18 protein-coding genes are annotated in these 22,718 nt (G+C 65.8%); 6 read left to right on the forward strand and 12 right to left on the reverse strand.

What is annotated here, in order from left to right; genetic code table 11:
- Positions 1-72: 72 nt before the first annotated feature.
- From ACQR0Z_RS09490 to ACQR0Z_RS09525, 8 genes are all read right to left on the reverse strand, one after another.
- Positions 73-4,038, reverse strand: a complete 3,966-nt coding sequence (locus ACQR0Z_RS09490) for an autotransporter domain-containing protein (RefSeq protein WP_434918425.1) — start codon at positions 4,036-4,038, stop codon at positions 73-75.
- Positions 4,039-4,553: 515 nt separating this feature from the next.
- On the reverse strand, positions 4,554-4,715 hold the full coding sequence (locus ACQR0Z_RS09495) for a hypothetical protein (RefSeq protein ID WP_434859420.1): 162 nt from the start codon (positions 4,713-4,715) through the stop codon (positions 4,554-4,556).
- A 167-nt stretch (positions 4,716-4,882) separates the two neighbouring features.
- The gene (locus ACQR0Z_RS09500; RefSeq protein ID WP_434918426.1) at positions 4,883-6,073 is read right to left on the reverse strand and encodes a CaiB/BaiF CoA transferase family protein; all 1,191 of its coding nucleotides are present in this window, start codon (positions 6,071-6,073) and stop codon (positions 4,883-4,885) included.
- A gap of 133 nt (positions 6,074-6,206) precedes the next feature.
- On the reverse strand, positions 6,207-7,430 hold the full coding sequence (locus ACQR0Z_RS09505; protein ID WP_434876379.1) for a phenylacetate--CoA ligase family protein: 1,224 nt from the start codon (positions 7,428-7,430) through the stop codon (positions 6,207-6,209).
- Positions 7,431-7,569: 139 nt separating this feature from the next.
- Positions 7,570-8,406, reverse strand: coding sequence for an ABC transporter ATP-binding protein (locus tag ACQR0Z_RS09510; protein ID WP_434876378.1), 837 nt, complete (start codon positions 8,404-8,406; stop codon positions 7,570-7,572).
- A 117-nt stretch (positions 8,407-8,523) separates the two neighbouring features.
- Complete coding sequence (locus ACQR0Z_RS09515) at positions 8,524-9,810, reverse strand: ABC transporter substrate-binding protein (RefSeq protein ID WP_434859424.1); 1,287 nt, start codon at positions 9,808-9,810, stop codon at positions 8,524-8,526.
- A 57-nt stretch (positions 9,811-9,867) separates the two neighbouring features.
- Positions 9,868-10,941 carry a branched-chain amino acid ABC transporter permease gene (locus ACQR0Z_RS09520; protein ID WP_434918427.1) on the reverse strand — a complete coding sequence of 358 codons (1,074 nt, stop codon included), beginning with the start codon at positions 10,939-10,941 and terminating at the stop codon, positions 9,868-9,870.
- 110 nt (positions 10,942-11,051) lie between these two features.
- On the reverse strand, positions 11,052-11,945 hold the full coding sequence (locus ACQR0Z_RS09525; RefSeq protein ID WP_434876376.1) for a branched-chain amino acid ABC transporter permease: 894 nt from the start codon (positions 11,943-11,945) through the stop codon (positions 11,052-11,054).
- An 89-nt stretch (positions 11,946-12,034) separates the two neighbouring features.
- On the opposite strand from ACQR0Z_RS09525, the gene ACQR0Z_RS09530 reads away from it, so the two are divergent.
- The gene (locus ACQR0Z_RS09530) at positions 12,035-12,400 is read left to right on the forward strand and encodes an endonuclease domain-containing protein (protein WP_434918428.1); all 366 of its coding nucleotides are present in this window, start codon (positions 12,035-12,037) and stop codon (positions 12,398-12,400) included.
- A 245-nt stretch (positions 12,401-12,645) separates the two neighbouring features.
- Here ACQR0Z_RS09530 and ACQR0Z_RS09535 read toward each other — a convergent pair whose 3' ends face one another.
- Both ACQR0Z_RS09535 and ACQR0Z_RS09540 read right to left on the reverse strand, forming a co-directional pair.
- Positions 12,646-14,577: a long-chain fatty acid--CoA ligase gene (locus ACQR0Z_RS09535; protein ID WP_434918429.1), complete on the reverse strand. Its 1,932-nt coding sequence runs from the start codon at positions 14,575-14,577 to the stop codon at positions 12,646-12,648.
- Positions 14,574-15,395 carry an ABC transporter ATP-binding protein gene (locus tag ACQR0Z_RS09540; protein WP_434918430.1) on the reverse strand — a complete coding sequence of 274 codons (822 nt, stop codon included), beginning with the start codon at positions 15,393-15,395 and terminating at the stop codon, positions 14,574-14,576. The genes ACQR0Z_RS09535 and ACQR0Z_RS09540 overlap by 4 nt, the downstream gene beginning before the upstream one ends.
- 323 nt (positions 15,396-15,718) lie before the next feature.
- On the opposite strand from ACQR0Z_RS09540, the gene ACQR0Z_RS09545 reads away from it, so the two are divergent.
- From ACQR0Z_RS09545 to fcl, 3 genes are all read left to right on the forward strand, one after another.
- A complete protein-coding gene (locus ACQR0Z_RS09545; RefSeq protein WP_434859429.1) occupies positions 15,719-16,393 on the forward strand; it encodes a Crp/Fnr family transcriptional regulator in 675 nt (224 codons plus the stop codon).
- A gap of 149 nt (positions 16,394-16,542) precedes the next feature.
- Complete coding sequence (gene gmd, locus ACQR0Z_RS09550; protein WP_434859430.1) at positions 16,543-17,598, forward strand: GDP-mannose 4,6-dehydratase; 1,056 nt, start codon at positions 16,543-16,545, stop codon at positions 17,596-17,598.
- Complete coding sequence (fcl, locus tag ACQR0Z_RS09555; RefSeq protein WP_434918431.1) at positions 17,582-18,550, forward strand: GDP-L-fucose synthase; 969 nt, start codon at positions 17,582-17,584, stop codon at positions 18,548-18,550. Before gmd ends, fcl begins: the two co-directional genes overlap by 17 nt.
- Before the next feature lie 131 nt (positions 18,551-18,681).
- Here fcl and ACQR0Z_RS09560 read toward each other — a convergent pair whose 3' ends face one another.
- The gene (locus ACQR0Z_RS09560; RefSeq protein WP_434918432.1) at positions 18,682-19,524 is read right to left on the reverse strand and encodes a uroporphyrinogen-III synthase; all 843 of its coding nucleotides are present in this window, start codon (positions 19,522-19,524) and stop codon (positions 18,682-18,684) included.
- Between the two features lie 153 nt (positions 19,525-19,677).
- On the opposite strand from ACQR0Z_RS09560, the gene purU reads away from it, so the two are divergent.
- Positions 19,678-20,541 carry a formyltetrahydrofolate deformylase gene (gene purU, locus ACQR0Z_RS09565; RefSeq protein WP_434859433.1) on the forward strand — a complete coding sequence of 288 codons (864 nt, stop codon included), beginning with the start codon at positions 19,678-19,680 and terminating at the stop codon, positions 20,539-20,541.
- 139 nt (positions 20,542-20,680) lie between these two features.
- Here purU and ACQR0Z_RS09570 read toward each other — a convergent pair whose 3' ends face one another.
- The gene (locus ACQR0Z_RS09570; protein WP_434859434.1) at positions 20,681-20,962 is read right to left on the reverse strand and encodes a hypothetical protein; all 282 of its coding nucleotides are present in this window, start codon (positions 20,960-20,962) and stop codon (positions 20,681-20,683) included.
- Positions 20,963-21,330: 368 nt separating this feature from the next.
- Between ACQR0Z_RS09570 and ACQR0Z_RS09575 the strand changes: the two genes are divergently transcribed.
- Complete coding sequence (locus ACQR0Z_RS09575) at positions 21,331-22,473, forward strand: ABC transporter substrate-binding protein (protein ID WP_434859599.1); 1,143 nt, start codon at positions 21,331-21,333, stop codon at positions 22,471-22,473.
- Positions 22,474-22,718: the final 245 nt, after the last annotated feature.

Below are 22,718 nucleotides of genomic sequence, written 5' to 3' on the forward strand. Positions count from 1 at the left end.
CCCGGAATGACGTTGGAGACGCGATGGGCCACGCGCCTATCAACTCGGCGGTGTCAATCGCCACACCGGCTCTCACCACGCGTAACGCACTGTCCCTTTGCCGGCATACGACCGCGTCACGTTCGACACTTCGCTCTCGAACGTCGCCATCGCGCTCCAGCCGTTCAGCCAGTTCATCTCGATTGAGGTCGTGGTCAATGCAGAGTCGCGCGCCTGCGCTGCGCCGTTGACGACGAAGCTCGCGCCGGGCAGCGTCTGGAACGTCGCGGCGACGGAGCGATCGGGATTGAAGTCGTGAGCCCATGCGAGGCGGCCGCGCAGGGTGAGATTGCCGTCTGCCAATGCATAGGATTTGTCGGAGCGCAGGCCGAGCTCGGTGCGCGTGTCGGTGACGGTCTTCCCTGCGTAGGTCAGGGCGAAGGTCGCGGCGCTGGCGGTGGCCTGTTCGATATAAGTGGGCAGGCGCAAGCTGGTCACCTGCGCTGCCGCGTAGGGCGTGACGCCGATGCCGCCGAGCGGCGCGACGAAGCGCGTGCCGCCCTCGATGCGGCCGGTCCACGCATTGGCCTGATAGCTCGCGCGCAGCCGGTCCGTGCCAGAAATTGCGACGGTGCGGTCGGTGGTGACGTCCTGCCAGCCATAGGCCAGCGCCGCCCGCAGATAGCTAGGGCCGACATGGTGATGCAGATAGGCGCCGGCCTGGAACAGGTCGGAGCGGCCGGAGCCGAGGCCGTTGACGCTGAAGCTGGTGCCGCCGCCTGCGAGCGCGAAGCCCGCGGTGGTGCGCGGCGCGATCCGATAGTCGGCGCCGACGGCGGTGCCGGCGATGCGGCTGGTGGTGTCATTGGAGCCGATGCTCGCATTGCCGTTGGTCGATTGCGAGCCGCCGAAGCCGGCCGCCCACACATTCCAGCGCTGCGCAAAATCCGCAGGCCGCTCGTCGGACAGCATCGCAAAGGCATCGGTGCGCTTGCGCGTTGCGTCAGCGTAGCCGGTCGCACCACCGCCGCCCTGGCGTTGCGCGAACGGGTCGGTGAGCAGTCCGGTGAACTGACTCATGGCGTTGAAGGTGGTCTGCTGCACGCCGGTGGCGCTCTCGCCAGAGGCTTGCGTCAGACCAGCCTGGTTCAATCGGCCGAACACGACCGGAATGTCGCCGGTGCGATCGAAGTAGGCCGACAACGTGTCGCCCACCGCCTTCTGATTGCCGTTGAGGCCACCGGGCAGGGCGAAGGCGAGGACCAGGTCGAGATAGGCGTTGTTGGCGTCGTAGCTCAGGCTGGTCTTGAAGCCGGAAGGCAGGTTGGTCTTCACGACCGATCCGAAGCTGCCGGAGATGCCGCCGCTGGTCGTCAGGATCGTGTAGCGCTTGTCGACATAGCCGCCGGTGCCGAACACGGCGTTGACGGTCGCACCGCCGAGGGAGGCAGATCCACTCACGCTGGCGAACGAAGCCGTCGTCGGATCGAACTGCACCAGATAGACCGCGCCCGACTGGAAGGCGAGATTGCCGATGATGGTCATCGACGAGCCGGCGGTGCCGTTACCCGGGGCCAGCGTGCCGCCATTGTTGATGTTCACCGTCATCGGCGGATCGACGAGACCCGCGCCCATCAGCGTGCCGCCGGCATTGACCGTCACACCCGAGGTATTGGTGATGGCGCCAGCGACGTCGAGCACGCCGCCGTTGACGATGGTGGCGCCGGTATAGTTGTTCGTGCCGGTGAGCGCCATCCGGCCGGTGCCGGTCTTGGTGAAGCCGCCGCTGCCGGAGATCGCGCCGGAGAAGCTGGTATTGCCGTTGTTGCCGCCCGCCGTCAGCATTGCCGCGCCGAGCAGGACATTGCCGCTGCCCGCGAGCGAGCCGATGGCCTGATCGAAGCCGTTGAGATCGAGCGTCGCGCCTGATGCGATCATGAACGCGCTGGCCGAGGCGAGCACGCCCGAGGCGCCGGCCTGCAGGGTACCAGCACTGATCGTCGTCGCGCCGGTGTAGGTGGTCGCTCCGTCGAACCGCATCGTGCCGGTGCCGACCTTGGTGAAGCCGCCGCTGCCGGAGATCGTGCCGAGGAAGTTCGTGCTGGTATTGTCGCCGCCCGATGTCAGCGTGCCCGCGCCGAGCAGCACGGCGCCCCCGCCGGTGAGCGAGGCGATGGTCTGGTTGAAGCCGTTGAGATCGAGCGTGGTGCCGCTATCGACCTCGAAAGAGCTCAAAGGTGCGAAGGCGCCGGCCGCGCCCGCCCGCAGCGTGCCGCCATCGACGATGGTCAGGCCGCTGTATGTGTTGGTGCCGCTGAGGGTGAGCACGCCGGGACCGCTCTTGACGAAGGTGCCGTTGCCCGAGATCGTGCCCGAGAACACTGCGGCTCCGCCATTGTCGCCGATCGCCAGCGAGCCGTTGCTGCCGAGCAGCACGTTGCCGCTGCCGCTGAGCCCGCCGATGGTCTGGCCGGTGCCATCGAGGTCGAGCGTCGCACCTGTCGCGATCATGTAGCTGCTGGCGACCGAGAGAACGCCGGACGCGCCGGTCCGCAGCGTGCCGCCGCTGACGAGAGTGTCACCGGCGTAGCTGGTGATCCCGCTCAGCGTCAGGACTCCGGTGCCGAACTTGGTCAGGCCGCCGCTGCCGGAGATCGTGCCGCTGAGCGTGGCGTTGTAGCCGTTGGTGTCGAAGCTGCCGCCGCCGGCATTGAGCGTGATGTTGCGGCTGGAGCTGAAGCCCGCCAGAACTTGCAGCGCGCCGCCGCCGAAGGAGAGCCCGCCGGAGGCCGCGCCGAGATTGGCATCGGAGGAAACCGCAAGCGTGCCCTGGTTGATCGCCCAGGGTGTGACGGCGGCCGTGGTGCCGGTCAACGTCCACGTGCTGGTGCCGGTCTTCACGAAGCTCGAGAAGCCCTGATACTGCGCCGAGCCGCCGATGCTGGAGACGTCGAATGTGCCGTTCGCCGCGCCCCCCAGCCGGAACGTGTCGCTGCCGGTGCCGACCACATTGCCGTTGATGATCGAGCTCGCCCAGATCTCCAGCACGTTGCTGCCGCCGGTGAAGGTGATGGCGTTGGCGTCGAACAAGGGATCGGCGCTCAAATTGGATCCCGCCGAGATCGCGCCGCTGTTGATGACGGTGAGATTGGCCCCGCGCACGCCGTTGCCCGCTGACCCGAAGACGCCATTAGACGAACTGCCGCCGATGCCGCGGATGCCTGTCGCGCCGCCCGTGATGCTGCCGGAATTGATCAGCGTGCCGCCGGTCGCGAAGACGACGCCCGCGCCACCATTGCCTCCGTCCCCGCCCGCGTTGGGCTGGCTGCTGTTGAGAGCATTGCCGCCGTCGCCGCCATTGCCGCCGGTGATGCTGCCGGAATTGGTGAGAACGCCCGTGCCGGTCAGATAGACGCCATAGCCGCCATCGCCGCCGGCGCCGCCGTGCCCATTGTTGTTGGCCGTGCCGCCCGGGCCGCCGAAGCCACCGGCGATCGCGCCGGTGTTGGTGTAGTTGAGGCCAGTGCCGTCGATGACGAGCCCATAGCCGGCTGCGCCGCCGCCACCACCGCCCCAGCTCAGGCTGGCGGAGCCGCCGCGTCCGCCATAGCCGCCGGTAATGGTCGCAGTATTGCTGCCGTCCGTCGTGACCACCGCACCATGAGCGCCGCCACCGCCGCCGCCGCCGCTCGACGTGCCGCCGCCGCCCTGGCCGCTATTCCCCTGTTCGCCCGGCGCTACGCCGCCCAGGCCGCCGCTGAACGCGCCGGAGTAATCGCCACCACCGTCACCGCCGATCGCGCCTGCGCCGCCGCCGCCGCCCCCTTGCGTGAGGTTGCTGCCCGCAACACCATTCGCTCCGGTGCCGGTTGCCGAACTGGCGCTGCCGTTGCCGATGCCGTTGACGTTGCCGCCGGAGCCGCCGCTGGTCGCCTGGGCGAGCGCTGGGCTTGCCAGTGCGAGCGATAGCAGCGCCGTGGTCGCCGTGAGCCAATGCAGGCGGGTCCGTCGGAGAGAACCGGCCGCACGATCGGTGTTCGATGTTTCTGGAATCAGCACGCCAGCCCTTTGCGCAGCTCGAAGTCAGGGCCGGTGCCGATCGACGGACAGAGGCCGTCATCCAAAGCACGCAAAAATGCGGAGACGGGAACTGTGACTTTTTGGGTGAATTGCAGCGCCGCGCGGTTCGCAGCCGAACTGTGGCACCACCGACACGGTCGCGACAGGCCGGATTGACTGCGGCGGACCGTTGTTCGATTCGCCCCGGCGCTTCTCCAGAGGTTGTGTCTTTGCGATGACAGCTTTTTAGGCAGAGCGGTGGTAGGCTTCATTCATGGGCAGATTTCGTCCTGCTCAGCGTGGTGACGCCTCACGGATGGTCATCGCGCCCTGATGTTTCCTCCCGAGACGATCCCTTGCCCGGCGCTTGCGTCGGGCTTTTTTTGTGCTGTCCTCGTCAGGACGGCCTGCTCATCAGCGGGACGAGACAAGCAAAAGCCTCCGTCCGGTTCATCGAACGAAGGCTTGGTGATACTACATCGACAGGACGCGCGCGTGCTGGCGCCAGCTCCGTCTCAGTTGACGGTCTCCTCGACAGGCAGGTGGTACCAATCCGAGTCGTTGTCGAGCACCGTCTCATCGAACAGGACAGCGCTGTCCTTGGTCAGAGCGGCCGCGTTGACGTCGCGGACCATGTCCATCGCCGTCAGAAACTCGTTCAACTCGGATGCGCTCATGACCCGCTACTCCTTACGCCCGCGGGCCACCTCAGGTCCGCGTCAACTGATGAGAAGAGATTAACGCGGTCTTGCCTCGGCCTCAATCCCGCCCAGGTCGAAGTTCCAACGTGGTGACATCTGGGCCACAGCGACGGGATGCCGCGGCTTCGTCATATTGCACCTGCTCACACGACACGATGCAGGCGGAGATCGGCGATCTCGCCGTCGGTGAAGCCGAACTCGGAGAGGATCTCCTCGGTCTGCTCGCCGAACTCCGGCGGCCGCGCCGCCATGCGGCTCGGTGTGCGGGACAAGGTGAAGGGCTGCGCCACCAGCGTGATGTCGCGGCCGTCGTCGCTCGGCACCCGCTGCGCCATGCCGAGATGCTTGACCTGCGGATCCTCGAACATCTGATCGATTGCGTAGATCGGCCCACAGGGCACGCCGGCGGCGTTGAGCTCGGCGACCCATTGCTCGCTGGTTTTTGAAAGCGTGCGCGCGTTGATCTCGGCATTGAGCGCGTCGCGGTTCTTCGAGCGCGCCGGCGCCGTGGCGTAGTCCGGATTGTCGATCCATTCGGGCGCGCCGAGCGTCTGGCAGAGCCGCTCCCAGATCCGCCCGCCGGTCGCGGCAATGTTGATGTAGCCGTCGGAGGTCTTGAAGACGCCGGTCGGGATGCTGGTCGGATGATTGTTGCCGGCCTGCGGCGCGACGTCCTTTTCCATCAGCCAGCGCGCGGCCTGGAAGTCGAGCATGAAGATCTGCGCCTGCAACAGCGAGGTCTGCACCCACTGGCCCTCGCCGGAGACCTCGCGCTCGAGCAGCGCGGTGAGGATGCCCATCGCGCAGGACAAGCCCGCCGAGAGATCAGCGATCGGAATGCCGGCGCGCATCGGGCCCTCGCCGGGCGCGCCGGTGATCGACATCAGCCCGCCCATGCCCTGTGCGATCTGGTCGAAGCCGGGCCGCTTGGAATAGGGGCCGTCCTGGCCGAAGCCGGAGATGCTGCCATAGACGATGCGCGGATTGACCTTGCGCACGGCCTCGTAGTCGATGCCGAGCTTGGTCTTCACGTCGGGACGATAGTTCTCGATGACGACGTCGGCCTGCTTGGCGAGCCGCATGAACACGTCGACGCCCTTCGGGTCCTTCAGGTTGAGCGTCATCGCCCGCTTGTTGCGATGCAGGTTCTGGAAGTCGGAACCGCGGCGCGGGCCGCCGAGCGCCTCGCCGCCGTCCTCCATGACAGCGTCGATCTTGATGACGTTGGCGCCCCAGTCCGCAAACTGCCGCGCGCAGGTCGGGCCGGCGCGCACCCGTGTCAGATCGAGCACGGTGAAGCGGGACAGGGCTTTGGACGCGCGCGGGAAGGCCATGCGGACGAACTCCAGGGAACGTGACATGGCTGTATAGGAGAGCGCGCGGGAGGCGACAATTGCGCATGGGACGTGCGCAGGGCGCGGCTCATGCCGTCGCCGCAGGGCTTCGCCTCGGTTGCAGGAACCAGGCTCAGCGTTCGTCGGCGATCACCTTGCCGTCGTTCGGCAGCGTGCCCGGCGCGACCAGCTCGACTTGGCCGCCGAGCTTGGCGACGCTGCGCAGGCTGGTGGCGAGTGCCTCTTGCAGCCCGTCTGCCGGCGAGGCGCATTCGGCCTTCAACGTCATCGCATCGGTCTCGCCGGCGCGGGTGACGACCAGACGAAGGCGGCCGAGCTCGGGATGGCGCTTGCCGATCTCGGCGACCTGCTCGGGCCGCACGAACATGCCCTTGACCTTGGTGGTCTGGTCGGCGCGGCCCATCCAGCCCTTGATGCGCATGTTGGTGCGGCCGCAGGCGCTGATGCCGGGCAGGGCGGCGGTGAGGTCGCCGAGCGCGAGGCGAATCCAGGGATGGTCAGGATCGAGCGAGGTCACGACGATCTCGCCGACGTCGCCGGGCGCCACGGGATCGCCGGTGCCGGGGCGGACGATCTCGAAGATCAGGTCCTCGTTCACGACCATGCCCTCGCGCGCTGATGTCTCATAGGCGATGATGCCGAGATCGGCGGTGCCGAACGCCTGGTAGGCATCGATGCCGCGCGCCTTGATCTCGGCCTGCAATGACGGCGGGAACGCCGCGCCCGACACCAGTGCGCGCTTGAGCGAGGAGACGTCGCGGCCGGCGCTGGCGGCGGCGTCGAGCAGGATCTTCAGGAAGTCGGGCGTGCCGCTGTAGCCGACCGGCCGATACGCCTCGATCAGTTCGAACTGCGCCTCGGTATTGCCCGGACCGGCCGGGATGACCGCGCAGCCCAGCGCACGCGCCGAAGCGTCGAAGATGAAGCCGCCGGGCGTGAGGTGATAGCTGAAGGTGTTGAGCACGACGTCACTGCTGCGAAAGCCGGCCGCGAACAGCGCGCGCGCGCCGCGCCAGGGATCAGCGTGCGCCGCCTCCGGCTCGAAGATCGGCCCGGGCGAGGTGAACAGGCGCGAGAATGCCCCGGGCGGTCGCGCGACGAAGCCGCCGAACGGCGGCGCCGCCTTGTGCAGGGCAGGGAGCTCGGACTTGCGCAGCACCGGCAGTTGCGCGAGGGCAGTACGGCTGGTGATGTCCTGCGGATCGATGCCCTGCAGCAGCGCGGCATAGGCCGGCGCCTTGATCGCCGCACGCAACACGTCGGACAGGCGGCCGAACAGATCCTGCTCGCGCTCAGTGGGATCACGGGTCTCGAGGGCGTCGTAATGGGTGGTCATTGCTCGTGTCCTGGCACGTCATTCCGGGACGGTCCGCTGCGGAAAATGGCGAAGCCATTTTGCGCAGAGGACCGGACCCGGAATCTCGAGATTCCGGGTTCGCGCGTGCCGCGCGCCCCGGAATGACGGCGTGTGACGGCTACAGCCACCGCTTCCGCCGCTTGAAGCTCTTCAGGTTCTTGAAGCTCTTGCGCTGGTCGCCGGCGCCGCCGAGGTAGAATTCCTTGACGTCCTCGTTGTCGCGCAACGCGTCCGCGGTGCCGTCGAGCACGACCTTGCCCTGCTCCATGATGTAGCCGTGGCTCGCGACCGACAGCGCCGCCCGCGCATTCTGCTCGACCAGGAGAATGGTGACGCCGAGATCCCGGTTGATCTCCTTGATGATCGCGAACACTTCCTTGACCAGCAGCGGCGACAGGCCCATCGACGGCTCGTCCATCAGGATCATCTTCGGCCGCGCCATCAGCGCGCGCCCGATCGCCAGCATCTGCTGCTCGCCGCCGGAGAGATAGCCGGCCAGGCCGGTGCGCTCCTTCAGCCGCGGGAAGTAGTTGTACACCATCTCGATGTCTTTTGAGACTTCGCGATCGCTGCGGGTGAATGCGCCGAGCTTGAGGTTTTCCAGCGAGGTCATGTCGGCGACGATGCGCCGGCCTTCCATGACCTGGAAGATGCCGCGGCGGACGATTTTCTCGGGATCGATGCCGTCGATGCGCGCGCCGTCGAACATGATCTCGCCGCGCGTCACCTCGCCGTCCTCGGTCTTGAGCAGACCCGAGATCGCCTTCAAGGTCGTCGATTTGCCGGCGCCATTGGCGCCGAGCAGCGCCACGATCGCGCCCTTCGGGACATCGAGGCTCAGCCCGCGCAGCACCAGGATGACGTCGTCATAGACGACCTCGATGTTGCGCACGGAGAGCAGCGGGGCTGCTCCAGCTGTTGCGCTCGTCCGCGGACTATCCAATGTATCGGTCATGGCGACACTCTATCCGTCGTCATGCCCGGGCTTGACCCGGGCATCCACGCCCATCGGCGTGTGAAGCTGGACGTGGATGGCCGGGACAAGCCCGGCCATGACGTCCCGTGTGTGGGACTACCAACCCGCCCATTCGGCCTTGCGCGGCAGCTCGATGGTCTTGACCTTCTCGAGCTTGATGACGCCCTTGGCCATGAGGTCGTTGAGGTCGCCATCGGTCGGCCCGGTGACGCGGGCACGATAGAGGTCGACCTTCATGGTGCCGCGATGGTCCTTCTCGGTCCAGGTCGAGGGGCTGCAGACGCCTTCCATGCCGGCCGGCACCCAGTCCTTCTTCTGGTGGAAGCCCTTGGCGACGTTCTCGCCGGTGGCGCCGCCGTTCTTCGCCGCCCAGTCGAGCGCTTCCTTCATGTAGAGCGCCGAGCAGACCGCGGCGACGTAGTGCACCGGGCGATAGATCTTGCCGGTGGGATCCGACATCTTCGAGATCTCCTGCACCGTCTTCATGCCCGGCGCATCGCCGCCCCAGGCGACCGAGGTGCGCAGCGGGAAGATCACGCCGTCAGCAGCATCGCCCGCGGTCTTGGCGGCGTTCTCGTCCATGCCCCAGACGTTGGAAAGGAACTGGATGTCGACGCCGGCATTCTTGCAGGCCTTCATCACCGAGATGTTGGAGGCCGCGGTGTTGCCCAGATAGGCGTAGTTGGCGCCGGAGCTCTTCAGGCTCAGGCACTGTGCGCTGTAGTCGCCCGGCGCCAGCGCGAACACCAGCGGCGGCAGCACCTCGAAGCCGAGCTCGGTGGCGAGCGCTTCGCCCGCGGCCTTGGGCGCGTTGGGGTAGGGGTGGTTGGCGCCCATGTGGACGAATTTCGGCTTGCCCGGCTTGCCCTTCGCCTTCCAGTCCTCGGCCGCCCAGGTCAGCTCGGCGCGCAGCGCGTCCGAGTAGCTCGGGCCGTAGAAGAAGTTGTAGGGCGCGGGCTTGGCCTTGCCGCTGGTGCCTTCCGGGTCGGTCAGCGCGGCGGCGTAGGAGCCGGACATGTCCGGGATCTTGTCGTTAGCGAGGAAGCCGGTCAACGCCTCGGTGTCGGCGGTGCCCCAGCCCATGATCGCGGCGACCTTGTTGTCCGGCGCCGACCACTTCTTGTACAGCGCGATCGCCTTCGGCACCTGGTAGCCGTAGTCGTTGCTGTCGACCGCGAGCTGCTTGCCGCCGATGCCGCCGTTCTTGTTGACCCAGGCAAAGGTGTCGACCACGGCCTGGCCATAGGGCGTGCCGACGTCCGACGTGCCGCCCGAGAGATCCTGCAGATGGCCGATCGCGATCTGCTGCGCTTGCGCCGAGCTGGCGAAGGTGCCTGCCAGCAGCGCGAGCGCCGCCGAGCCGAGCCATGATTTGATCGTCATAGTGCTTCCTCCTGTGGTGGTCCGGGCCGGATTGTCGCCGGTCCCTGTTGGTTGGAATCAATGCGAGAACGGGTAGAGCTTCCAATATGTCTTGATCTGCCGCCAGCGATGCGCGAGCCCGTCCGGCTCGAACATCAGGAAGCCGATGATGATCAGGCCGATCGCGATCTCGCGCAGGAACGTGATGTTGTTGTTGAGCGCGAGCGCCTTGTCGATCGCGCCGCCCTTGAGGTGATGGCTGAGCCATTCCATCGATTCCGGCAGCAGCACCACGAAGGCCGTCCCCATCAAGGTGCCCATGATCGAGCCGGTGCCGCCGATGATGATCATGGCCAGGAACAGGATCGAGCGCTCGATGCCGAATCCTTCCTGCGAGACCACCAGCTGGTAGTGCGCATACAGCGCGCCTGCGATGCCCGCGAAGAAGGCGGCGAGGCCGAACGACAGCGTCCGGTATTTGGTCAGGTTGATGCCCATGATCTCGGCCGAGAGATAATGGTCGCGGATCGCGATCAGCGCCCGGCCGTCGCGGGTGCGCATCAGATTGGTGACCAGGATGTAGCAGACCAGCACATAGGCGAGAACGACGTAGAAATATTGCCGGTCGCCGCGCAGCGTGTAGCCGAAAATCGAGAACGGATTGGCGGAGGCGGGCACCGAGCCGCCGGAGAACCACTCGGCGCGGGAGAAGAAGTCGAGCAGGATGTACTGCGCGGCCAGCGTGGCGATGACGAGATAGAGCCCCTTCAGCCGCGCGGCGGGAATGCCGAACACGAGCCCGACCAGCGCGGTGACCACGCCGGCCAGCGGGATCGCGAAGAACACGGGAATGGCGTAGGCATTGTTGAGATAGGCCGAGGTGAAGGCGCCGAGCAGGAAGAAGCCGGCCTGGCCGATCGAGATCTGGCCGGTGAAGCCGACCAGGATGTTCAGCCCGAGCGCTGCGATCGAGAAGATGCCGATCTGGATCGCGATCGACAGCCAGAACTCCGAGAATACCTGCGGCGCGAAGCACAGCAGGATCACGCCCGCGATCGCGAAATTGCGGCTCGTCTTGGTCGGGAAGATCGTGGTGTCGGCCGCATAGGAGGTGCGGAAGTCACCGGCGGGAATGGTGGAACGTGCGACCATGATGGGCTTCTATCTCGCCTCAGGCTTGAGTTGCGTCATGGGCTCGCCGTTCTTCTTTGTTTGAGCATGATCGTTACCGAAAGCCGGTGCCCACTTTTCGGCGATCATGCTCATATCCGCTCGATGTCTCGGGTGCCAAACAGGCCGTAGGGCTTGATCATCAGGATGATGATCAGGACGTAGAACGGCGCGATCTCGTAGAGATTGCCCCAGTGCAGGTACTGGCTGTCGACATATTGCGCGATGTTCTCCAAGAGGCCGATGATGATGCCGCCGAGCACCGCGCCACCGACGGAGTCGAGGCCGCCGAGGATCGCCGCCGGAAACACCTTGATGCCGTAGGCGGACAGGCCCGAGGAGACGCCGTTGACGACCGCGACGACGACGCCGGCCACGGCGGAGACGGTCGCCGAGATCGCCCAGGCCATCGCGAACACGCTCTTGACGGAGATGCCGAGCGACTGCGCGACCTGCTGGTTGAAGGCGGTGGCGCGCATGGCAAGGCCGTATTTCGAGGCTTTGAAGAACCACGCCATGCCGAGCATCATCAGCACGGACACGACCAGGCTCATCACGTAGACGGTCTGGATCTGCAGCCCGAAGAGGTCGACGGCCTTGCTGGAAAACACCGGCGGGAACGGCTGCGGGTTGACGCCGTAGATCCATTTCAGCGCGGCCTGGAACACGGTCGAGAGGCCGATGGTCACCATGATGACCGAGATGATGGGCTCGCCGATCATCGGCCGGAGGATCACGACCTGGATCGCGATGCCGAACGCGAACATGAAGATCAGCGACAGCGGCATGCCGGCCCAGAACGGCACCTGGAATTTGGTGAGCAGCGTCCAGCACACCCAGGCGCCGATCAGCAGCAGCTCGCCTTGCGCGAAATTGACGACTTGCGTCGCCTTGTAGATCAGCACGAACGACATCGCGACCACGCCATAGAGCGTGCCGACCACGAGGCCGTTGACCAGGAGCTGGATGAGGAAGGCGGTGTTCATGATGATGCAAGAGGTGCTAGCCTCTCCCCGCTTGCGGGGAGAGGCCGGATTGCATCGAAGATGCAATCCGGGTGAGGGGGACTATCCACATGCGTCCTGGCAACAATGCGAAGACGGAGCGTGCGAGAAGGCTGCGGGGCAACTCGACTGATGCGGAGACGGCCCTTTGGTACTATCTCCGGAGCAGAAGGCTCGACGGGCACAAATTTGTTCGACAAGAACCGATCGGCCTCTACACCGTCGACTTTGTTTGCCGGGAGCGGCGCCTGATCATCGAAGTTGACGGCGGGCAGCACGCTGACAGCCAGACGGATGCTGCCCGCGATGCCTGGCTGAGGGCGCGCAACTATAGGATTTTGCGGTTCTGGAACAACGATGTGCTTGGCAACGTGGAGGGAGTTCTCCAAACGATTGCCACCGCGCTTGCGGATGCCCCCCCTCACCCGGAGCGCTGACGCGCTCCGACCTCTCCCCGCACGCGGGGAGAGGTGAACCCAGCGGCCGACACTTACCCCAGACAGCAACGCCACAGCCAATGGTGCAGACGGTTGTCGTGCTAACCTCTCCCCGCGTGCGGGGAGAGGTCGGATTGCATCGAAGATGCAATCCGGGTGAGGGGGGCTCTCCGCGCAGGAGGTCTTCGGCACCGGGCCACCCCTGATAGCGTCGGCATAAGCGAGACTGATGCGAACGCCCATCATCATTCCGCCGCCTCCGCCATCGGTCCATGGCCACCCAGATCCACCACCTTCAGCGTCGTGCGGATGCGCTGCGTCGTGCCGTCCTGGAAGCGGATGACGGTGTCGACCGGGATCGCCGGCTTGCCGCCATAGATGCCGTCGATGATGTCGGCATATTTCTCGTTGATGACGCTGCGTCGCACCTTGCGGGTGCGGGTCAGCTCGCCGTCGTCGGCGTCGAGCTCCTTGTAGAGCAGCAGGAAGCGGGTGATGCGCTGAGCAGGGGGCAGGTGCGCGTTGACGGTCTCGACCTCCTTCTGCAAGAGCGCATAGACCTCGTTGCGCGAGGCGAGGTCGGAATAGGTCGTGAAGGCGATGCGGTTCTTTTCCGCCCATTTCGAGATGATCGAGTAGCGGATGCAGATCATCGCCGCGAGATGCTCGCGGCCAGCGCCGAGCACGACGGCCTCGGCGATGTAGGGCGAGAATTTCAGCTTGTTCTCGATATATTGCGGCGAGAAGCGCTCGCCGCGCGACGTCTCGGCCAGGTCCTTGATGCGGTCGATGACGACCAGCTGCCTGGCGTCGTTGAAATAGCCGGCATCGCCGGAATGCATCCAGCCGTCCTTGATATCGGCAGCCGAGGCCTCGGGGTTCTTGTAATAGCCGAGGAACATGTTGGGATGGCGCACCAGGATCTCGCCGATGCCCTGGCTGTCCGGCTGGTCGATATTGATCTCGATGTCCGCGGCCATCGGCACGCCGGTCGTGTCGGGATCGACCTTGTCGTCCGGGTGCAGGGTGTAGGCCCCGAGCAACTCGGTCTGGCCGTAGAGCGTGCGGAGCGGCACGCCCATGGCGCGGAAGAACTTGAAGGTGTCCGGCCCGAGCGCGGCCCCGCCGGTGGCGGCCGAGCGCAGTCGGGTGAAGCCGAGCCGGTCGCGCAAGGCGCGGAACAGCAGCATGTCGGCGAAGCCCGAATGCTGGCCCTTCTCCAGCGCCGCAAGGCCAGCCGACATGCCTACGTGGTACAGCCGCTGCTTCAGCGGCGAGGCATCCATCACGGCGGCGCGGACATCGGCGGCGATCTGCTCCCACACGCGCGGCGCGAACAGCACGAACGTCGGCGCGATCTCGCGGAAGTCGTTCATCAGCGTGTCCGGCTCCTCGACGAAGTTGACCTTCATCCGGCAGAGCAGGCCTTTGCCGAGCACGTAGACCTGTTCCATGATCCAGGGCAGCGGCAGCACCGAGACGTATTCATCCTCCGGCCCCTTGGGGTCGAAGGCGAGATAGGTCGCGCAATGCTTGAGCACGCGCGCGGCCGAGAGCATCGCGAGCTTGGGATGAGAGGTCGTGCCCGAGGTGGTGCAGAGGATGGCGACGTCGTCGCCGACCGTGGCATCGACCATGCGGTCGTAGAGATCGGGCTCGCGCGCAGCCCGGGCGCGGCCGAGCTCGGCCAGCTTGTCGGCCGGCATCAATCGCGGATCGTCATACTTTCGCATGCCGCGCGGGTCGGAATAGATGATGTGCTTCAGTGCCGGCACGCGTTCGGCGAGGTTGAGCAGCTTGTCGACCTGCTCCTCGTCCTCGGCGAACACCAGCCGCGCCTCGCCATAGTTCAGGAGATAGGCGGCCTCGTCGTCGAGCACGTCGCGATAGAGGCCGAGGCTGTGGCCGCGGATCGCATGGGTGGCGATCTCGGCTGAGACCCAGTCCGGCCGGTTGTCGCCGATCACGCCGACGACGTCGTCCTTGCCGAGACCCAGCTCGACCATCCCCAGCGCAAAGTCGCGCACGCGCGCCTGGTAGTCGGCCCAGGTGAACGTCCGCCACAGACCGAGGTCTTTCTCGCGTAGCGCGATGTCCTTGCCGTGCTCCCTGGCATTCAGGCGCAGCAGCTTCGGATAGGTATCGGCCTGCTTCACGCGATCAGCATAGTCCATCATGCCGCGTCCTCCGCGATGGACGGCGCCTCATCGGGATCGACCAGCAGCTCGTCCTCCTCGCCGAGATAGGCGCGCTTGACGTGGGGATCGGCGAGAACCGCGGCGGGATCGCCCTCGGCAATCTTGCGGCCGAAATCGAGCACCATGACACGGTGGGAGATGTCCATCACCACGCCCATGTCGTGCTCGATCATCACGACCGTCATGCCGTATTCCTCGTTGAGGTCGACGATGTAGCGGGCCATGTCCTCCTTCTCCTCGAAGTTCATGCCGGCCATCGGCTCGTCGAGGAGGATGAGATGCGGCTCCAGCGCCATGGCGCGGGCCAGCTCGACGCGCTTGCGCAGGCCGTAGGAGAGGGTACCGGCCGGCGCCTTGCGCACCGACTGCAGGTCGAGAAAGTCGATGATCTGCTCGACCTTTTCGCGGTGCTTCAGCTCCTCGCGCCGTGCGCCGGTGAGCCAGTACAGTGATCCCGTCAGGAAGTTGTTCTTCAAGAGGTGGTGGCGCCCGACCATGATGTTGTCGAGCACGCTCATGTGGTGGAACAGCGCGAGGTTCTGGAAGGTGCGGCCGATGCCGATATTGGCGCGCGCGTTCGGCGGCAGGCCGGTGATGTCGCGCCCGCGGTGGAACAGGCGGCCCTCGGTCGGCTTGTAGCGGCCGGACATACAGTTGACGATCGAGGTCTTGCCGGCGCCGTTCGGGCCGATGATCGAGAACAGCTCGCCCTCGCGCACGCCGAAGCTGACGTCGGTCAGGGCTTTCACCCCGCCGAAACGCAGCGAGACTCCGCGCGCTTCCAACGTATAGTCCAAGTCGTCCTCCCGAACGGTCTGCGGCGCTTTGCGCGCTCTTCAGGAATCGTGTGGCGCGACGTTGAGCTCGTCGCTTGAGGCAATCCTATCCCGCGGGCCGGTTCCGCGCCATCCGACGAATGACGGGCCGCCCCGGATGGGTGCACTTTGCCGCATCTCGATGCGCCCGGCGTGGGCTTCGGCGAGTCGAATGCGGTGGTCCTGGATAGGAGAAAGCGCTATCAGGAACTGTCTTGTGCCTGACAATTCCCAGGCAAAATTCATCCGGGCGTTGTTGCGATGCAATATGATCGCCGTGGGATTCGACACGACGAGATGACGGCTTGATCTCTTCCGACACCCTGCTGCGCATTGCGCCCTGGTCGCGCCATCTGAAGCCCGAGGAGATCGACGTGGCCGCAGCCGGCATCGTCGAGCGTTCCTTCGCGGCCAACGAGCACATCTTTCTGCGGGGCGACCAGTTCGAATATTGGACGGGGATCGTCACGGGCCTCGCGCGCATGAGCACGGTATCGCGGGGTGGGAAGGCCACGACCTTTGCCGGCATGTCGGCGGGCGCCTGGTTCGGCGAGGGCAGCGTGCTCAAGAACGAGCCGCGCCGCTATGACGTGGTGGCGCTGCGCGACAGCCGCGCAGCGCTGATGGAGCGGCCGACCTTCATGTGGCTGTTCGAGAACAGCGTCGGCTTCAACCGCTTCCTGGTCACCCAGCTCAACGAGCGGCTCGGCCAGTTCATCGGTCTCGTCGAGGTCGGCCGCACGCTGGATGCGACGGCGCGGCTGGCGCGCAGCATCGCCTCGCTATTCAATCCGATCCTCTACCCGAACACGACCCGCCACCTGGAGATCACCCAGGAGGAGATCGGCGCGCTGTCCGGCCTGTCGCGGCAGAACGCCAATCAATGCCTCAAGTCGCTGGAGCGCGAGGGCCTGCTGCGCGTCGAATATGGCGGGGTGACGGTGCTCGATCTCGACCGGCTACGCTGCTACGGGGATTAAATCCAGCCTTGAATCGGCTGATCTCGCGCGGCTTTGCCTGCGGGGCTTGACCGCTGGTCCCGGCTATGGACTCGTCAGGGAACCTGCGGCCCTGGCGGCCGGAGTCAGTGTGTGGAGACGGTATGGTGGGGCAGAATTGCAGCGGCCGCGTGGCCCTCATCACGGGCGTCACGGGCCAGGACGGGGCTTATCTGGCCGAATATCTGCTCGGGCTCGGCTATACCGTGCATGGCATCAAGCGGCGTTCATCGTCCTTCAATACCGCGCGGGTCGATCATCTCTATCGCGACCCTCACGAAGGCAACGTGCCGTTCCTGCTGCATTATGGCGACATGACCGACTCCACCAACCTGATCCGGCTGGTGCAGCAGATCCGCCCCGACGAGATCTACAATCTGGCCGCGCAGAGCCATGTCGGCGTCAGTTTCGAGAGCCCGGAATACACCGCCAATGCCGACGGGCTCGGCGTGCTCAGGCTGTTGGAAGCCATTCGCATTCTCGGCATGGAGAAGCAGACGCGCTTCTACCAGGCCTCCACCTCGGAGCTGTACGGCCTGGTCCAGGAGATCCCGCAGCGCGAGACCACGCCGTTCTACCCGCGTTCACCCTATGGCTGCGCCAAGCTCTACGGCTACTGGATCACCGTGAACTACCGCGAAGCCTACGGCATGTTTGCCTGCAACGGCATCCTGTTCAATCATGAAAGTCCGATCCGCGGCGAGACCTTCGTCACGCGCAAGATCACCCGCGGCGTCGCGCGGATCGAGGCCGGCCTGGAAGAGACGATCTATCTCGGCAATCTCGAGGCCAAGCGCGACTGGGGCCATGCCCGCGACTATGTCGAGGGCATGCATCGCATTCTCCAGGCCGAGACGCCGGACGATTACGTGCTGGCCACCGGCGAGACGCATTCGGTGCGCGAGCTGGTCGAGCTCGCCTTCGCCGAGGTTGACCGCCGCATCGAATGGCGCGGCGAGGGGGTCGAGGAGACCGGCATCGATTGCAGATCCGGCAAGGCGGTGGTGCGCATCGACCCGACCTATTTCCGGCCGACCGAGGTCGATCTTCTGGTCGGCGACTGCAGCAAGGCGCGCGACAGGCTCGGCTGGGCGCCGAAGACCAGCTTCGCGCAGCTGGTCAAGGAGATGGTTGCGAGCGATCTCAGCGCGGCGCGGCAGGAGACGGTGCGTGGCCACGCCTTCTGATCTCCAGCCTTTTGATCTCCGTGGCAAGCGGGTCTTCGTCGCCGGCCATCGCGGCATGGTCGGCAGTGCGCTGGCGCGGCGCTTGGCGAGCGAAGGCGTCACGCTGCAGACGGTGTCACGCAGCGAGGTCGACTTGCGCGACCAGGCCGCGGTGTTCTCGTGGTTCGCGCGGATGCAGCCTCAGGCCGTGTTCCTCGCGGCCGCCAAGGTCGGCGGCATCGTCGCCAACAACACGCTGCGCGCCGAGTTCATCTACGACAACATCGCGATCGCCACCAACGTCATTCACGCCGCGCATGTGAACGGCGCCGAGAAGCTGATGTTTCTGGGCTCGTCCTGCATCTATCCGAAGCTCGCGCCGCAGCCGCTGCGCGAGGATGCCATGCTGACGGGGCTGCTCGAGCCCACCAACGAGCCCTATGCCATCGCCAAGATCGCCGGCATCAAGATGGTCGAGGCGTATCGCAGCCAATATGGCGCCGACTTCATCAACGTGATGCCGACAAATCTCTACGGCCCCGGCGATAATTATCATCCCGAATACAGCCATGTCGTCGCGGCGCTGATCCGCCGCTTCCATGAGGCGAAGCTTAGCGAGGCGCCGGAGGTCGTGGTGTGGGGCACCGGCACGCCGCGGCGCGAATTCCTCTATGTCGACGACATGGCCGATGCCTGCGTGCACCTGATGAAGAGCTATTCGGACGTCGAGCTGGTGAATATCGGCACCGGGGAGGACATTACGATCGCGGACTTCGCCCGCGTTGTGGCCGCCACGGTGGGCTATCAGGGCCGCCTCAGCTTCGATCCCTCGCGCCCCGACGGCACCCCGCGCAAGCTGCTCGACGTCTCGCGCTTGGCGAAGCTCGGCTGGCGCGCGACGACCTCGCTGGAGGAGGGAATCGCGCGCGCCTATCAGGCGTTCCTGCAGGAGACTGGGCAGGCTCTTGCGTAATTCTCCGCCGTCGTACCGGCCTCCAGCCGGGACCCATAGCCACCGAACGCTATTAGGGAACCGGGCTGGCGGTGGCCTGCCTCATCACGGCCGGTGGCTATGGGTCCCGGGTCAAGCCCGGGACGACATCTTTAATGAGGTGCCGTTGGCTGTGCCTTCACACCCAGCGCCGTGGCCATCGCCGAGATCAACGGCTTCATGAAGTAGGCCTCGCCCACCGGCGTGATCGATGGCGACAGCCCATGCGCGGCGAGCTCATCGGTCACGACCGGCCCCACGGATGCGATCTGCGTCCGTGCCAGCCCCTGCCGCAGCCGGTCCTCCACGCCGTGCGCCTTGGCGACGTCGAACAGCCGCCGCGGCTGGCCCGAGCTGGTCAGCGCGATCGCATCGACATGACCCGCGATCATCTCGTCGATGGCGGTGAGGATATTCGAATCCGCCGCTTTCGCGTCGTAGACATAGGGCAGCACCGGGTCCACCGCGGCGCCCCCGGCCGTGATCGCGCCGATCAGCGCGGAATGGTCCTTGTCGGGATAGAGCTGCAGGCCGAGACGATGACCCTTCAGGTCGTAGCGTCCGAGCAACTCGGCGACGCCTTCGGAGGTCGGCTTCTCGGTCGTCGCCTGCGACTCGAGGCCGAGCTCGCGCAAGGCGCGCCCTGGCTTGGGGCCGCGGGTGAACTTGCGGGCCTTGCCCAGCGCTGCGACGAACTCGGCCTCGACGCCGATCCGGCGCACCACCGTCATCAACCGCCGCAATCCCTCGCCGGTCATCAGCACCAGATCATCGAACGGCTGCGCAATGGCGCGGCGGATCCAGGCCTCGACCGGCGCCGGGTCGGGCGCATCCTCGATCGTGAACATCGGACATTGCAGCACGTCGGCGCCCTGCTCGGCGAGCAGCCGGGAGAACTGCGCCTCCTCGCGGGTCTCCAGAATGAGGATGCGGTTGCCGGTCAGCCTGTCAGCCATGGTTGGTCTCGCCGGTGAGAGGTGATCTTTTGTTCATCCTGCCTCCGCGTCGAGCGTTGGCGCAAGCGTGCGGAGGGTGGTAGAGCAGGGCCGAACGGGCGCCAAGCCCGCCGCATCATTCATCTTCATCTCCCCGCCGGTGACGCCATCGCCATGTCCGACCACCAGTACGTCCTGACCCTGTCCTGCCCGGATCGTCCCGGGATCGTCTCGGCCGTGTCCACGTTCCTTGCCCATAATGGCCAGAACATTCTCGACGCCCAGCAGTTCGGCGACTTCGAGACGGGCCACTTCTTCATGCGCGTGGTGTTCACGGCGGCCGATCTCGCCGTCAACCTGCCGGCGCTGCAGACCGGCTTCGCCGCGATCGCCGAGCGCTTTGCAATGGACTGGCAGATGCGCGACCGCGCCGGGCAGCGCCGGGTGATGCTGCTGGTGTCGAAGTTCGACCATTGCCTGGTCGACATCCTCTACCGCTGGCGGACCCGCGACCTGTCGATGATCCCGACCGCGATCGTCTCCAACCATCCGCGCGAGACCTATGCCGGGCTCGATTTCGGCGACATTCCGTTCCACCACATGCCGGTGACCAAGGATACCAAGCGCGACCAGGAGCAGGCGATCCTGAAGCTGGTCGACGACACCCAGACCGATCTGGTCGTGCTGGCGCGCTACATGCAGATCCTGTCGGACGAGATGTCGGCGAGCCTGTCCGGCCGCTGCATCAACATCCACCACTCGTTCCTGCCGGGCTTCAAGGGCGCCAAGCCCTACCACCAGGCCTATGAGCGCGGCGTCAAGCTGATCGGCGCCACCGCGCACTACGTGACCCGCGACCTCGACGAAGGCCCGATCATCGACCAGGACGTCGAGCGTATCAGCCACCGCGACACGCCCGAGGACCTCGTGCGCAAGGGCCGCGACATCGAGCGGCGCGTGCTGGCGCGGGCGATCCGCTATCACCTCGAGGACCGCGTCATCCTCAACGGCCGCAAGACGGTCGTGTTCATGGACTAGTCGAACCGCTGGCGGAAGTCGCGGGCGGTCCAGCCGGCATCGCGGCTCGCGGGCGTGGCGTCGAACGCCATGTCCTGGATCATGCGCAGGCCCATCGCGACATTGGCGCCGGGGTGGAACGGCGCGAACAGGGGCGACCTCAGCGTTGGGACGCCGGCGCCTGGGCCTTGGCGTCGGACTGCGTCTCCTTGTCGCGCTCGCTCGCCGGCATCTGCCGCCGCCGCTCCCGCTCCTGCATGAAGCGGTCGTATTCGACGGTGCCCGGGCGGGGCGGGGCGTCCGCGGGCAGACCGCCGGCCCATTGCGGGATCGCGTCGCCCATGCCCGCACCGACCTTCGCGTTGATCGACGAGCAGCCGGCCAGGGGCAGCACGGCAAAGACGGCCAATAGCGGGATCAGAAGGCGGAAACTGCGTGGCATGTCTCGGCAACACCATGTGGAACGGGGCATTTGGGACCAGGGCAGGCGAGTTGAGTGGCCCGGGTCTGTCGTCACCCAGCGACGCGCTGGCTCCAAATAAAGGTATCATATTACATCAAACGTTCTCGATCCCCTGCACTTTCTCCCACGGCCACGCGGGGGCTAAACCCTCTCAGAAATTACGCAGTTGCATGGCTGGCATACAGAATCTATTCCGAATTGCTATAGCTGTTAGAGCGTGCGGCAGATGTTCGGAGATCACAAATCGCTCTAGCGTCGCCGCAAAACTGGGCATTTGGTCTTAAGCACCGTCCTTTAGAGGCGGCGCAAAGGGAGGATGGCACGTGAACAATCGAATTGCGGGGCTGATGGTGCTCGGCGCGGCCGCGGTTGCCGCTGGTCCGGTTTACGCCGAGGATACGTTCAAAATTGGCCTGATCGTGCCGATGACCGGCGGCCAGGCGTCGACCGGCAAGCAGATCGACAACGCGATCAAGCTCTACATGCAGCAGAACGGCGACACCGTCGCCGGCAAGAAGATCCAGGTCATCCTCAAGGACGACGCTGCGCTGCCCGACAACACCAAGCGACTGGCGCAGGAGCTGATCGTCAACGACAAGGTCAATGTCATCGCCGGCTTCGGCGTGACGCCGGCGGCGTTCGCGGCCGCGCCGCTCGCGACGCAAGGCAAGATCCCGCAGGTCGTGATGGCGGCCGGCACCTCCATCATCACCGAGAAGTCGCCCTACATCGTCCGCACCAGCTTCACCTTGCCGCAGTCCTCCACGATCATCGGCGACTGGGCGGTCAAGAACGGCATCAAGAAGGTCGCGACGCTGACCTCGGACTACGCGCCGGGCAACGACGCGCTGGCCTCGTTCAAGGAGCGCTTCACCGCCGGTGGCGGCGAGATCGTCGAGGAAGTCAAGGTCCCGCTGCAGAACCCGGACTTCGCGCCGTTTCTGCAGCGCATGAAGGACTCCAAGCCGGATGCGATGTTCGTGTTCGTGCCGGCCGGGCAGGGCGGCAACTTCATGAAGCAATATGCCGAGCGCGGCCTCGACAAGAGCGGCATCAAGGTGATCGGACCGGGCGACGTCACCGACGACGACTTGCTGAACGACATGGGCGACGCCGTGCTCGGCGCGGTCACCGCCCACATGTATTCGGCGGCGCATCCCTCGGCCAAGAACAAGGAGTTCGTCGCGGCCTACAAGAAGGCCTTCAACAGCCGTCCCGGCTTCATGGCCGTCGGCGGCTATGACGGCATCAACCTGATCTATCAGGCGCTGAAGAAGACCGAGGGCAAGACCGACGGCGATTCCCTGATCGCGGCGATGAAGGGGATGGCCTGGGAGAGCCCGCGCGGCCCGATCTCGATCGATCCGGAAACCCGCGACATCGTCCAGAACATCTACATCCGCAAGGTCGAGAAGGTCGACGGCGAACTCTACAATGTGGAGTTCCAGACCTTCGAAGCCGTCAAGGATCCGGGCAAGGCGAAGAAGTGACGCCTTAGCGGCGTCATCGAAGGGCGCACCGCACGGGTGGTGCGCTCCCTCTCCCGCTTGCGGGGGAGGGCCGGGGTGGGGGCGCCCCACGGCGTACTGCTCGTGTGGAGAGAGTTTCCCCCACCCGGATCGCATCTGATGATGCGATCCGACCTCCCCCGCAAGCGGGGGAGGCGCTGACCGAGCAAGCGTTTGATGTGTGCCCTTCCCTGGAAGGGATGAGACCAGGGGCCGACGTACACCTC

Origin of the sequence: Bradyrhizobium sp. HKCCYLS3077 (assembly GCF_051167555.1) — a bacterium.
Taxonomy (GTDB): Bacteria; Pseudomonadota; Alphaproteobacteria; order Rhizobiales; family Xanthobacteraceae; genus Bradyrhizobium.